The sequence below is a fragment of the Micromonospora sp. SL1-18 genome (assembly GCF_047921505.1).
Taxonomy (GTDB): domain Bacteria; phylum Actinomycetota; class Actinomycetes; order Mycobacteriales; family Micromonosporaceae; genus Micromonospora.
The window spans coordinates 12,476-24,909 of sequence record NZ_JBLROA010000029.1 but is presented as its reverse complement, the minus strand read 5'-3'; the positions used below and the strand labels follow the sequence as shown (position 1 = coordinate 24,909).

Genomic DNA, 12,434 nt, shown 5'->3' with positions numbered 1-12,434 from the left:
TCAGCCCTGGTCGGTGGGCTGCCGGCGGAACCGGGCCACCAACCGTCGCCAGTAGAGCTTGGCGGCCACCGCCGCTCCGGCCACCCCGCCGACCACCGCCTGCACGATGAGGCTGCCCGATCCCGCGTCCAGGTAGGCCAGGTGCGTCACGGCTGCTCCCTTCCTCGCCGTTGATGGAGGCCGGCCCGATATGTTCACCTTCATACCCCTAAGCCGGACTTGTCCTCCACCGTACGCTGTCGAGGCCGGGCGCGGAGGCCGCACGGGTCACTGCACCCCCGTCCGTTCCGTTCAAGACACCCTGCCCCGCCTGCCCCTACCGTTCCCGGCATGACACCGCACTTCGATCTCATCGGCATGGTCGTCACCGACATGGGCCGCACCCTGGACTTCTATCGCCGGCTGGGCCTGGCGGTCCCCGCCGGTGCGGAACGCGAGCCGCACGTGGAGGTGACCCTGGCCAACGGCGTCCGGCTGGCCTGGGACACGGCGGAGACGATCCGCGGCTTCGACCCCGGCTACACCCCACCCACCGGCAGCCCCCGGACCAGCCTCGCCTTCCGCTGCGCCGACGCGGGCGAGGTCGACCGCTGGTACGCCGAGCTGACCGACGTCGGTCACCACGGCCACCTGCCGCCCTGGGACGCCTTCTGGGGCCAGCGCTACGCCGTCCTGCACGACCCGGACGGCAACGCCGTCGACCTGTTCGCCCCGCTCCCCACCCCCGCCGGCTGAGTTGCAAGGAGGGGGCCCCTGTTAACGCCTGGTGCATAACAGGGGCCCCCTCCTAACTAACACCTCCATGCCAATGCCGGGGGGCGGGCCGGTCAGGCGCGGCGGGCCGGCAGCAGGTGGGTCGGGGGCACCCCGGCCAACTCCTTGACCTCCCGGGTGAAGTGGGCCTGGTCGGCGTACCCGGCCAGCGCGGCGACCTCGGCCAGCGGGGTGCCGGAGCGGGCCAGGTCGAGGGCCCGGCGCATCCGCAGGATGCGGGCGAGGGTCTTCGGGCCGTACCCGAAGAGGGCGTGGCTGCGCCGGTGCAGCGCCCGCGCGCCGAGGCCGACCTCGGCGGCGGTGGCGGCCACGGTGACGCCGGCCGCCAGCCGGGCGGCGACCCGCGCGCCGACCGGATCGGGACCGCCGGCGGCCCGCAGCCGCGCCACCGCGACCGCCTCCAGCACGGCGGCGACCGGCGCGGCCTCGCCCGGCCAGTTGAGGACCCCGACGGCGCCCGGCGCGGCGTGGAACTGCCCGGTGGGTGACCCGGCATGACCGGGGACCGCCGGAAGCGCCGCGCCAACGGTCTGCCGTGGACGGCCGGCCTCGGCGGCTACCCCCAACCGTTCGGCCAGCTCGACGGCCGGCCGCCCCCACAGGTCGGCCAGCGGGACTCGTCGGTCCCGCAACTCCTCGGCGGGGACACCGAAGACGGCGGGACCGGTGCCGGGTGGCAGGCGCAGCCCGACCCACCGCTCGCCGGGCGCGCTGACGGAGAGGTGGGCGGCCCGGTCCGGACCCGCGACCAGCAGGCCTGCCCGGCTTGACCAGAGCAGGTCCAGGCACCCGTCCGGCAACACCCGGGCGGGCGCCCCACCGGCCGCGACGCTGTGCCAGACCACCGCCCCACGGACCCCCGCCGCCGCCCGTTCCCGATACATTCCGGTACCCTGCCACGCCACCCACCGGAACCACTGACGATGAAGTTGTTGTCGTGACACGCCGGGCGGCTCGACAACAAACTCATGATCGACACGGCGGTTCAGGCGGGCCTGGGGATTCCGGCAGCAGCACCGTGAAGACCGTGCGGCCGGGACGGCTGGACACCTCGAGCCGTCCGTGGTGCGCCTCCACCACGGCGGCCACGATGGCCAGGCCGAGGCCGGTGCTGCCGTTCGCACGGGAACGGGAGCTGTCGCCGCGGGCGAAGCGCTCGAAGACCTCCGGCTGGAGGTCGGCGGGGATACCGGGACCGTCGTCCGTCACGCTCAGCTCGACACCTCCGGACACGGCGGTGAGCCGGATGGTGACGGTGGTGCCCGGCGGCGTGTGCACCCGGGCGTTGGCGAGCAGGTTCGCCACCACCTGGTGCAGCCGGTGGCCGTCGCCGGTGACGCCGATCGGCTCGTCGGGCAGGTCGAGCTCCCAGCGGTGGTCGGGACCGGCCACGTGCGCGTCGCTGACCGCGTTCACGACCAGGGCGGTGAGGTCCACCGGCTCGGCCGCGAGGGGCCGGCCGGAGTCGAGGCGGGCGAGCAGCAGCAGGTCGTCGACGAGGCTGGTCATCCGGGTGCTCTCCGACTCCACCCGACGCAACGCGTGCGCCACGTCCGGCGGCACCTCGTCCCGGCCGCGCCGGGCCACCTCCGCGTAGCCCCGGATCGCCGCCAGGGGGGTACGCAGCTCGTGGCTGGCGTCGGCGACGAACTGGCGTACCCGGATCTCGTTGGCCTGCCGGGCGGCGAGCGCGGCGGCGACGTGGCCGAGCATCCGGTTGAGGGCGCCACCGACCCGCCCCACCTCGGTACGCGGGTCGGTGTCAGTCGCCGGCACCCGGACCGACAGCGCCACCTCGCCGCGGTCCAGCGGCAGTTCGGTGACCCGGCCGGCGGTGGCGGCGACCCGGTTCAGCGGGCGCAGGGCGGCCCGGACGATCAGCGCACCGAGGCTGCCGGCGATGAGCAGCCCGGCGGTGACCACGCCCGCCTGGGCGACCACCATCCACATGACCGTCTCCTCCACCACGGAGAGCGGGATGGCCACGGCCAACCGGTCGCCGTCGGGCAACTGCCGGGCCACCGCGCGGTAGTCGCCCCGGCCGTCGAGGTCGACGGTGTGCGGCCGGCCGTCCGTGGGGAGCGCGGCCAGCGGGGCGACCTGAGCGGCGGGCACCTGCTCGAGGCCGCCGCCCTCGGCCCGAGTCGTCGCCTGCGTGCTGCCGTCGGCGACGCGCACCGCGATCGAGCCCGGCGGGAAGCCGCGCGGCGGCTCGGGGGACGGCGGCTCGGGGGACGGCGGCTCGGGGGCCGGGCCCGGCCACCGTTGCTCGCCGGACTGGCGGAACCAGGACGGCACGTCGCCGGGGCGGCGGTCGCCCATGCTGAGCTGGCTGTCGACCTGGGCGATCAGGAAGTGCCGCAGCGCCACCGTGGTGAGGCCGCCGATGCCGATGCTGACCAGGGCCAGCAGCGCCACCACGGAGAGCACCAGGCGGCGGCGCAGCGACCAGCCGGCCAACCAAACGCGCAGCCGCCCGCCCCGGTCACTCCGCGGGCTTGAGGACATACCCGGCGCCTCGCAACGTGTGGATCATCGGCTCGCGGCCGGCGTCGATCTTCTTGCGGAGGTACGAGATGTACAGCTCGACCACGTTGGCCTGGCCGCCGAAGTCGTAGTTCCAGACCCGGTCGAGGATCTGCGCCTTGCTCAGCACCCGGCGCGGGTTACGCATGAGGAAGCGCAGCAGCTCGAACTCGGTGGCGGTGAGGGTGATCAGGTCGCCGCCGCGGCGTACCTCATGGCTGTCCTCGTCGAGGGTGAGGTCGCCGACGGCGAGTACGGCGTCCTCGTGGGCGACCGCGAACCCGGAACGGCGCAACAGGGCGCGCAGCCGGGCGATCACCTCCTCCAGGCTGAACGGCTTGGTGACGTAGTCGTCGCCGCCGACGGTGAGCCCGGCGATCCGCTCCTCCACCGCGTCCCGTGCGGTCAGGAAAAGCACCGGCACAGTGGGGGTCTCCTCACGCAGCCGCCGCAGCACCTGGAACCCGTCGAGGTCGGGCAGCATGACGTCGAGCACCACCGCGTCCGGCCTGAACTGGCGGGCGCTGCTGATCGCGGCCGTCCCGTTGCCGGCGGTGGTCACCTGCCAGCCCTCGTAGCGCAGGGCCATCGAGAGCAGGTCGGTGAGCGTCGGCTCGTCGTCCACCACCAGTACGCGGACCGGTTCACCGTCCGGTCGACGCAGCTCGATCCGGCCCTGCGCGGTCTGCCCCTCCATGGCCATACCCCCATCGTGGGCGTGTCCGCTGTGCCGGACCTGTCCCGAGTCTGTGTACCAGCTGTACGGCCCGGGCGGGCGGGCGGCGCACCCGGCGGCCTACGCCGTGTTTCGGAAGTGTCGTAGGTGGCGGGCATGGTGTGGGTTGTGGGGAGGTTTACCGCGTTTCGGTTCACGGTCGACGCGTCGCCGTTGCAGGTGGTGGTGTTGGCTCGTCATGCGGGGGCGTCGCGGTTCGCGTTCAATCAGTGCCTGGCTCTGGTGAAGGAAGCCCTGGATGTGAAGCGTCGGGGTGGGTCGGTGGTGGTGCCGTGGTCGGGTTTCGACCTGATCAACGCGTTCAACTCGTGGAAGTGTTCGGCTGCGGCGGGTCGCCGGTTCGTGGTCGATGCGGCCGGCTCGGTCGAGGTCGTGGTGACGGGGTTGTCGTGACGGGCGCAGGTGTGTCAGCAGGTGTGTGAGGAAGCCGCTGTCGACCTGGGTCGTGGCCTGAGCGCCTGGGCCGAGTCCCGGCGGGGGAAACGGTCGGGCCGCCGGGTGGGGTTCCCGACATTCAAACGCAAGTCCCGCACCCGGCCGTCGTATCGGATCCGCTGCAAGACCACCAAGGCAGGTCGGGCAAGCATCCGGGTGGGAGATGAGACACGCTGTAACCCACGCTCACTCGGTGACGCCGAACGGTTCGGTACGCACGTACCGCATGGTCCAGGTGCCCCAGCCGTCGCGGCGGTCCCGTTCGTAGAGGTGGTCGGCTTCGCCGCCGGCGGTCGGGCGGTCCGGGTGGCGCAGGATCCACCGCTGCGGCGGTGCCCCGTCCGGGTCGGCCGGCAGGTCCCGGACCAGGTCGTCGGCCGGCCCGCCGACGAACCGTACGCGCACCAGAGCCACCCCGCCCCCTCCGCTTCTCCGTGGCACGCCGCGTCACGGCGCCCTGCCCGGGAAGCTACCTTGCGCCAACCGCCCCCGCACCGGGAAACCCCGGCGGTCTGCCCTGCTCGGGGCGCGGCACCGCGACTCGCAGCGCCGCCGGAGCGGGCCCGGTTTCGCGGTGCGGGGGCCGGGTAGCCGGGCGGGTGAGTGACGGGAGGAACGCGATGCCGAATCCGAGTTCCTGGCTGCCCGAGAAGGCCACGGCGACCGCTGCGGGGGGTCACGTAAGCACCGAGGACGGCGGGCTCTCCACAGCCCTGGCGTCCCCGCTGGCGCCGCACTGCACCGGCCTGACGCCCGAGCAGCTGCTGGCCGCGGCGTTCGCCTCCTGCCTGCACCACGCGGCAGTGGAGGCCGCCGCCGAGATCACCGACGAGGCGCACACCGTCGAGGTGACCGCGGAGGCGAAGCTCGGCCGCGACGACGACGGCCGGTACCGGGCGGACGTGCGCGCCGAGATCTCCTCCGCCGGGCTGACCCGTGAGCAGTTGGCCGACCTGGCCGTGTGCGCCGACCGGCTCTGGCCGTTCTCCAGCGGCGACACCAGCCGGCACCGGTTGACCGTCACTCCCGCCGACAACGGCCGGCGCTGACCCTCACCAGCGGAAACCGGCGGTCACCGCCCGGTGGTCGCTGTCCGGGGTGTGCAGGACCCCCGCCGTGGTGGGGGTGAGTCCCCGGTAGAGCACGTGGTCCGGGCGGGTCACCGGCAGTTCCGCCGGCCAGGTGAAGCCAAAGCCTCGACCGGCGTCGGCCTGCGCGTCGTGCAGCAGCCGGGTGAGCGGGACGAACACCCGGTCGGTGGTGGCGGTGTTGAGGTCTCCGAGTACCACCAGCCGGGGTGCCTGGTCGGCCCGCACGGTGGCGGCCAGCGCGGCGAGGGTCTCGTCGCGGGTGGCGGTGTGCCCGGCGCGGGCGGAGCCCAGGTGGACCACGTACACCACCAGGTCACCCTGCGGGGCCGCGACCACCGCCCGCAGCGCCCGGTCCCAGCCGAGTCCGGTGTCCACGCCGACCGAGTCGCGGATCGGCCACCGGCTCCACAGCGCGACCGTCGACACCGCGGCCCGGTGCGGATACCGCTGCCGCAGTGCCGCGTCGACCCGGTCGTCGTCGACCTCCTGCAGCCCGATCAGGTCCACTCGGGCAGCGGCGAGCGCGCCGGCGGTGGCGGCCTGGTCGAGATTCCCGGAGCGCAGGTTCTGGCTGGCCACGCGGAGCGAGGCTGACCCGGCGCCGGCCGCCGGCGGCAGCCAGACGCGCCCGAAGAGCACGGCCCAGACGACCGCCGGGACGAGCACCGCCAGCAGCGCCCGCCGGGAGCGGCGTAGCAGGGCCGCGAGCCCGAGCAGGGGTACGCCCAGCCCGAGCAGCGGGACGGCGCTGTCGACGAGGCTGCCCAGGCCGTGGACGTTGGGCACCGCCCGGTGGCCGGCGAGCAGCCCGGCCAGCAGGACGGCGGAGATGCTGATCACCAGCCCCCGCCGGCCCTGGCGACCGGCCGGATCGCCGGCGGCGCGCTCATCGACCATCTGCTCCGTCACCGTCCGCATCGTACCGAGCCGGACTGCCGCGGGTGGCCGGGATCCCGGCACACTGGGCCCGCGATCCGGATGGCCCCACCGGCCGAGCGCGTTGTCGCAGGTGGCTGGGGTGCGCATCGGCCGAACGGAGGAGGCGCGGGCGAGCCATCGCAAGGATGATCAACCGCGTATTTCGTCCTGCTTTTTCGGTTATTACCGGCAAATACGAAGAGGCAGGATGACACCTTTCATGAATTACCGAGCGTAATGCCGGTGCGGATCATGGCAAATTGTGGCGAATGCCACCAGCCAGGCTGCTGGCAGACGGCGCGCAGCTTTCTAGCCTCTCCGGGTGCACCCCGACGACCCCCCGCAGCAGAACCTGACCGAGACGTGTGTCTGTGGCCTGACGGCCGACCGAGCATGGGCCGAACGGAGGACCGGACGGCACCGGGTCGCACGGCCTCGCCGTGGCCCGCTCAGGTCGACCCCCGCCCGGGTCGCTCTCGCGCTCGGGGTGATCTGCTGCCTCAGCCTCGTCGGCTTCGTCGGCTTCGTCGGCACCCGGGACGCCGGGCCGCGCCAGGAGCCGGTCCGCTCGGTGCTGGCCGACCGCGCCGGCGCGGAGCAGCACGCCTCCCGGGACTTCGTCCGCACCGCGCCGCCGGTGGCCGTGCCGGTCACCCCGGTCCCGGCGGCCACCCCGCGCCCGAAGCCCACCAAGCAGGCGCCGAAGAAGCCCGCCCGGCCGAAGCGCCCCCGTCCGGTCGCCGGCCTCGACCAACGGCAGATGGACAACGCCAAGGTGATCGTCGACGTCGGGCGGGCCATGCGGATGCCGCGTCGTGCCCTCGTCGTGGCCGTCGCCACGGCCATGCAGGAGAGCAACCTGTACAACCTGGCCAGCGACGTGCTGCCGGAGTCCTACGACTACCCGCACCAGGGCAGCGGCTCCGACCACGACTCGGTCGGGCTGTTCCAGCAGCGACCCAGCAGCGGCTGGGGCACGGTCGCCGAGCTGATGCGGCCGGCGTACGCGGCCCGCGCCTTCTTCACGGCGCTCGCCGAGGTGCCGGGCTGGGCGGAACTCAGCCTCACCGAGGCGGCCCAGGCGGTGCAGGTCTCCGCCTACCCCGACGCGTACGCCCAGCACGAGCAGCGCGCCACCACGGTGGTCGCCGCACTGGTCTGAGCCGAAACTCAGGCGGCGCTGCGCTCGGTGGGCCCGGTCGCGGGATCGCCGGGAGCGCCGGTGGCCACCCGGGTTGCCGGCACCCCGGCCGCGGCAGTCGGGGTGTCCGGCGGCACCACGTCGCCGCGTACGCCGGACAGGATCTCGTCCACCCGGGCCTCCCGCCGCCGCCGGGCCAGCAGGGCCGCCTCGACGTCGCGGCGCGTGCGCAGCGCCTCCGCGTACGCCTGCTCGCGGACCTGGCGGGCCTCCTCGCGAGCGGCCTCCAGTTCGCCGCGCGCGCGGGCCAGCAGCTCGGCTGCCTCCCGCTCCACGAGGACCGCACCGGCCCGCACCGTCGCCGCGTCCTCGCCCGGCACGGTGCGCCGGTGCAGCAGGTCGCAGAGGTGGGTCGCCTCCTGCCGGATCCGGTCCCACTCGCGGCCGGCGCCGGCGCTCTCCGCGCGCGCGGCGAGCCGGACCAACCGGATTCCCAGCTCGTCCAGGCAGGAGTCCACCTGCCGCTGGTCGTAACCGGTCTCAACGACGGAGAACCTCATCTGTCGCCCCCCAGGCAGCTGGTGTTACTTCCCCACCTGCCGATGTTGCTGGGTGGCGGCGTCGGCCGTGGCGGTTCCCGGAAAAAATTCAGCATCCGCGTGGCGGAGGGCCGGCCGAGGCGCAGAAGGATCGGACAGGGGATGGCCCCCGACCCTGGGACCAGGGGTCGGGGGCCCGGGGAGGATGGCTCAGGTGGCCGGGACGGGCTGCAGGCGCGGCCCCGACTCGCGCAACTCCGCGACGGTGGGCGACTCGGCGTCCTCCGGCGCACCGGAATCGGGCGTCTGGAAGAGATAGCGAACGAAGTCACCACCGACCTCGTTGTCGTCCGCTCCGGGCCACTGCCCCACACAGTCGACGCCGACCACCTCGCGGCCGGTGCCGTCGGCCTCCTCGAGCAGCGCCCACAGCGTTACCGGGTAGCAGCGCGTGGCCTCCGGCGTGACCTGCCACCGCGCGTACCAGCCGGGGCGGGCGGGGACGATCTCGATGATCCTCTTCATGACGACCTTCCCTTCCGCGTGCATCGGAAGTCTTCCGGTCCACCCCGATCATGGAACACCGGCGGGTGAGCGGCCCTCACCCCCGACGGATGAAGCCCGCCGGCCCCCCCGACGGCACCCGTTTCCTTCCGGCCTGCGCCGGGAAGGCCACCCGCGAAGGCGGAACCAACGAGGAACGAGGTGCGACGATGCGCAAGCAGATGGAGGGCGACAACCAGCGCCGCCGGGCCCTGGCCCGGGAGGCACGGGAACGCGGTCGGCGGCCGAGCCAGACCGGCGCCAGCCTGAGCGCGTCCAAGCAGGTCACCTCGCTGGACCAGCGGGAACGGTTTGGCCCGCCACCAGCCGGGCGACACAAGCCCAACACCACGCGGGGCGGTCCCGCACCGCCACCGGCCGGTATCCCCGAACGTCCCCGGCCCCGCCCGGACCAGGCACCGGGCGCCGCACGAGTGACCACGCTGGGCTACCGGGATCTCGTCGACGACGTCAGCCGGCGTGCCGGGGTGGACTTCTCGACCGCGAAGGTGGCGGCGGAGGCGACGGTGCTCGCGCTCGCCTACGCGCTGGGCGAGGCCGAGCGGGAACAGCTGCTCCGGGCGGTGCCGCTGAAGCTGCACGACGTGGTGCCGGTGGAGGGCGTCGGACGGCACCAAGACCTGCCCGGTTTTCTGGCCGAGGTGGGCCGCCGCAGCCGCCTCACCCCGGAGCAGGCGCGCTACCAGGCGGAGGCGACCCTGGCCGCGTTGGCCGACGCCGACGCTGACCTGGTCGAGTCGCTGCGCGTACCGGACGGGCTGCGGGACCTGCTGGCACCGCCGTCGCCCGGCGGTGGCCTGGTGGGGCCGACGTCCGCCACGTCGCCGCTGAACGACCAGGAGCTGCGCGACGCGCTCGCTCGGCTGCGGTACTGGTCCAGCGACCGGCAGTCACTGGTACGCACCATCGAGCTGCCGGCCGACAACCTGGACCGGGTGCTCGACCAGCTCGACCTGCTCCGGGTCGAGACCGGGCGCGGCCCGCAGATCGGCCGGCCCGAACCGGACAGCGCGGTGATCACCGTACGCACCCGGCAGGTCGACGGAGTGACGGCGCAGGACGTGGACCTGGCCCTGCGGGTCGACGACGCCATCGACGAGGCGGGTGCCGGCATGAACGCCGGCTGAGCCGCCCCGGACCGGCGGGCGTCACGCCCGCCGGTCCGGGCGGTACCGTTGCCCGCCGTGGGGAGCGCCGAGAGCCTGGAGATCGTCGTGGACCCGGGGCGGCCGACCGGGCGGACGTTGCTCGCCGCCGGGGTCGAGCAGTCCTACGTGGACGTGGCCGACCCGCGCCACCTGCATTTCGAGTACGTCCGCCGGATGGCCGCCGTGATCGACCTGGCCGCGCCGCCGGGCCGGCCGCTGACCGCCCTGCACCTGGGCGGTGGGGCGCTCACCCTGCCGCGCTGGCTGGCCGCCACCCGGCCCGGCTCCCCGCAGCGGGTGGTCGAGCGGGATCCCGCGGTGGTCGAGCTGGTCCGCCGGGAGCTGCCGCCGGCGCCCGCCGAGGTGGCCGTGGAGATCGGCGATGCCCGTGACGCGGTGACCACCGCGCCGTCCGACGCGTACGACCTGGTGCTCGCCGACGTCTACCGGGCGGCCCGGATGCCCCGGCACGTGGTCAGCGTCGAGTTCGTCACCGAGGTGGCCCGGGTGTTGCGACCGGACGGCGTCTACCTGGTCAACGTGACCGACCTGCCGCCGCTGGTCTTCTGCCGTACCCAGGTGGCCACGCTGCGCGCCGTCTTCGCCGACGTCTGCCTGATCGCCGACCGGCGCATGCTGCGCGGCCGGCGTTACGGCAACCTGGTGCTCGCCGCCGCCCGCCACCCGGACCGGCTGCCGGTACGCCGGCTCGTCGCCCGCGCCGCTCGGGACCCGGTGCCCGGCGGCGTGCTGCACCGGGCGACTCTGGACACGTTCGTCGCCGGCGCCCGCCCGGCCACCGACGCCGCCCTGGCCGTCGGCTGAACCCGCCGGCGGCCTCGCGATCATCGCCGGGGCGCCGGCCCTGCCCGATGATGAAGCTGATCCGCCTCGGTGGCCGGCCGGCCACCGTCGCGCGACAGCTACCGGCTGCGCCCGTCAGCGGCCGTGCACCACCTCGGGCGACTCGCTCTCCAGCGGTACGGCGTTCGCCGGCACCAGGCCGAGCCGCACCGACGGGCGGGGCCGGGTCGCGTCGAGCAGCCAGTCGGCGCCCACCCGGGCCCGGTTCCCCGGCATGGCGAACAGGTGGTAGCCGCGGGTGACCGTCTTCGCCGGCAGGCCGGACATCGACACCTTCAGCGGGTTGGCCGCGGCCTGCTTGCCGCCCAGGTCGACCACCCAGCCCAGGTCGTAGTGTTTGTACGCCTTCCGCGTGCCCTGCCCGTACGAGGCGGCGATGTTGCGCGCCGCGAGCTTGCCCTGGCGCTGCGCGTGCTGCGCGGTCATCGCGCAGATCTGCCCGGGGCGGCTCAGATCGGGCACCGCCGCCGCGTCGCCGCACGCGTACACCTCCGGGTAGCCGGGGACGGTGAGGTACTCGTCGACCACCAGACGCCCCCGCTCGGTACGCAGCCCCAGCTCGGCGACGAACGGGTCGGGGCGTACCCCGACGCACCAGACCAGGCTGCACGTCGGGACGTACTCGCCGTCGGTGAGCATGACGCCGTCCGGGGTGGCCTCGGAGACCGAGGTGCCCATCCGTACGTCCACCCCGCGCCGGCGGAGCACCCGGTCGGCGCTGACCGACATCCGCTGGTCCAGCTCGGGCAGCACCCGGGGGGCCACGTCGAGCAGCATCCAGCGCGGGCGGGCCTTCAGGTGGGGTCGCTGGGCGATGAGGCGGTCGGTGAAGAGCTGCCCGTGCGCGGCGACCTCGGTGCCGGTGTAGCCGGCGCCCACCACCACGAAGGTGGTGCGGGCCCGCTGCTCGGCCGGGTCCTCCGTCAGCTCCGCCATCTCGATCTGGCGGACCACGTGGTCGTGCAGATAGAGCGCCTCGGGCAGGCCGCGGAAGCCGTGTGCGTACTCGGTCACGCCGGGGATGGGCAGCAGCTTGTTGACGCTGCCGACGGAGAGCACCAGCCGGTCGTACGCGAGCTGGCCGTGGTCGCCCTCCGGCGAGCGGTAGCCGACCCAGCGGTTCTGCAGGTCCACCCGATCCGCCTCGCCGATCACCACCCGGACCCCGTCGAGGGTGCCGGCGAGCGGCACAGCGATCCGGGTCGGCTCGACCACCCCGGCGGCGACCTCGGGCAGCAACGGCAGGTAGAGGAAGTAGTCGGTCGTGTTCAACAGGACGATCTCGGCCCGCTCGGCGGCCAGCCGGCTCAACGTCTTCGCCGCGTGGTATCCGGCGAACCCGGCCCCCACGATCACCACACGAGGTTTCGTCATGCCCGCTGCCCTTCCCGTCGACACGGCCGACAAACGTAGGGTCGGGGGCGGACCGCTTCCGTCGTATGAAGATAGGCAGAGGTAATTACTGACGGGGGCGATGCGGCGATGAACAGTCACCCCGGACGCGGGCGTCCCACGAGGTCGACCTGGGGCACGTTCCTGACCGCCTCCGCCGCGGCCACCGCCGCCACGTGGACGCGGTGAGCGACGCCCCCGGCACCGACGACACCTCCGGCGTGGAGGTGATCATGGAGCTGCCCGGGTGATGGCAACCCGGCGCACCGAGGCCACCATCGTCTTCGCGCCGTTACCCGGGAGGAA

Annotated in this window: 15 protein-coding genes; 6 read left to right on the top strand and 9 right to left on the bottom strand. The window is 74.0% G+C overall.

Annotated elements, in window-relative coordinates:
- Nucleotides 1-150: a hypothetical protein gene (locus tag ACNAW0_RS16115; protein WP_167604403.1), complete on the bottom strand. Its 150-nt coding sequence runs from the start codon at nt 148-150 to the stop codon at nt 1-3.
- Nucleotides 151-330: 180 nt separating this feature from the next.
- On the opposite strand from ACNAW0_RS16115, the gene ACNAW0_RS16110 reads away from it, so the two are divergent.
- Nucleotides 331-735 carry a VOC family protein gene (locus ACNAW0_RS16110; RefSeq protein ID WP_416288673.1) on the top strand — a complete coding sequence of 135 codons (405 nt, stop codon included), beginning with the start codon at nt 331-333 and terminating at the stop codon, nt 733-735.
- A 92-nt stretch (nt 736-827) separates the two neighbouring features.
- Here ACNAW0_RS16110 and ACNAW0_RS16105 read toward each other — a convergent pair whose 3' ends face one another.
- From ACNAW0_RS16105 to ACNAW0_RS16095, 3 genes are all read right to left on the bottom strand, one after another.
- Nucleotides 828-1,658: a helix-turn-helix domain-containing protein gene (locus ACNAW0_RS16105; protein WP_416288672.1), complete on the bottom strand. Its 831-nt coding sequence runs from the start codon at nt 1,656-1,658 to the stop codon at nt 828-830.
- An 82-nt stretch (nt 1,659-1,740) separates the two neighbouring features.
- A complete protein-coding gene (locus ACNAW0_RS16100) occupies nt 1,741-3,282 on the bottom strand; it encodes an ATP-binding protein (RefSeq protein ID WP_416288671.1) in 1,542 nt (513 codons plus the stop codon).
- Nucleotides 3,260-3,997, bottom strand: a complete 738-nt coding sequence (locus ACNAW0_RS16095) for a response regulator transcription factor (protein WP_416288727.1) — start codon at nt 3,995-3,997, stop codon at nt 3,260-3,262. The genes ACNAW0_RS16100 and ACNAW0_RS16095 overlap by 23 nt, the downstream gene beginning before the upstream one ends.
- 135 nt (nt 3,998-4,132) lie before the next feature.
- Here ACNAW0_RS16095 and ACNAW0_RS16090 point away from each other — a divergent pair, with 135 nt between their 5' ends.
- The gene (locus ACNAW0_RS16090; protein WP_416288726.1) at nt 4,133-4,429 is read left to right on the top strand and encodes a helix-turn-helix domain-containing protein; all 297 of its coding nucleotides are present in this window, start codon (nt 4,133-4,135) and stop codon (nt 4,427-4,429) included.
- 228 nt (nt 4,430-4,657) lie between these two features.
- On the opposite strand, the gene ACNAW0_RS16085 is transcribed toward ACNAW0_RS16090, so the two are convergent.
- Nucleotides 4,658-4,876, bottom strand: coding sequence for a hypothetical protein (locus ACNAW0_RS16085; RefSeq protein ID WP_416288670.1), 219 nt, complete (start codon nt 4,874-4,876; stop codon nt 4,658-4,660).
- A 215-nt stretch (nt 4,877-5,091) separates the two neighbouring features.
- Between ACNAW0_RS16085 and ACNAW0_RS16080 the strand changes: the two genes are divergently transcribed.
- The gene (locus ACNAW0_RS16080) at nt 5,092-5,520 is read left to right on the top strand and encodes an OsmC family protein (protein ID WP_416288669.1); all 429 of its coding nucleotides are present in this window, start codon (nt 5,092-5,094) and stop codon (nt 5,518-5,520) included.
- 3 nt (nt 5,521-5,523) lie between these two features.
- On the opposite strand, the gene ACNAW0_RS16075 is transcribed toward ACNAW0_RS16080, so the two are convergent.
- Complete coding sequence (locus ACNAW0_RS16075) at nt 5,524-6,471, bottom strand: endonuclease/exonuclease/phosphatase family protein (protein ID WP_416288668.1); 948 nt, start codon at nt 6,469-6,471, stop codon at nt 5,524-5,526.
- A 331-nt stretch (nt 6,472-6,802) separates the two neighbouring features.
- Between ACNAW0_RS16075 and ACNAW0_RS16070 the strand changes: the two genes are divergently transcribed.
- Nucleotides 6,803-7,642 carry a hypothetical protein gene (locus ACNAW0_RS16070; RefSeq protein ID WP_416288667.1) on the top strand — a complete coding sequence of 280 codons (840 nt, stop codon included), beginning with the start codon at nt 6,803-6,805 and terminating at the stop codon, nt 7,640-7,642.
- 8 nt (nt 7,643-7,650) lie between these two features.
- Here ACNAW0_RS16070 and ACNAW0_RS16065 read toward each other — a convergent pair whose 3' ends face one another.
- Both ACNAW0_RS16065 and ACNAW0_RS16060 read right to left on the bottom strand, forming a co-directional pair.
- The gene (locus ACNAW0_RS16065; protein ID WP_416288666.1) at nt 7,651-8,181 is read right to left on the bottom strand and encodes an ATPase; all 531 of its coding nucleotides are present in this window, start codon (nt 8,179-8,181) and stop codon (nt 7,651-7,653) included.
- A 189-nt stretch (nt 8,182-8,370) separates the two neighbouring features.
- Complete coding sequence (locus tag ACNAW0_RS16060; protein ID WP_416288665.1) at nt 8,371-8,685, bottom strand: hypothetical protein; 315 nt, start codon at nt 8,683-8,685, stop codon at nt 8,371-8,373.
- Nucleotides 8,686-8,873: 188 nt separating this feature from the next.
- Here ACNAW0_RS16060 and ACNAW0_RS16055 point away from each other — a divergent pair, with 188 nt between their 5' ends.
- Both ACNAW0_RS16055 and ACNAW0_RS16050 read left to right on the top strand, forming a co-directional pair.
- Nucleotides 8,874-9,851, top strand: a complete 978-nt coding sequence (locus ACNAW0_RS16055; protein ID WP_416288664.1) for a DUF2267 domain-containing protein — start codon at nt 8,874-8,876, stop codon at nt 9,849-9,851.
- Nucleotides 9,852-9,908: 57 nt separating this feature from the next.
- Nucleotides 9,909-10,697, top strand: a complete 789-nt coding sequence (locus ACNAW0_RS16050) for a spermidine synthase (RefSeq protein ID WP_416288663.1) — start codon at nt 9,909-9,911, stop codon at nt 10,695-10,697.
- Nucleotides 10,698-10,811: 114 nt separating this feature from the next.
- On the opposite strand, the gene ACNAW0_RS16045 is transcribed toward ACNAW0_RS16050, so the two are convergent.
- On the bottom strand, nt 10,812-12,110 hold the full coding sequence (locus ACNAW0_RS16045; RefSeq protein WP_416288662.1) for an NAD(P)/FAD-dependent oxidoreductase: 1,299 nt from the start codon (nt 12,108-12,110) through the stop codon (nt 10,812-10,814).
- Between the last annotated feature and the right edge of the window lie 324 nt (nt 12,111-12,434).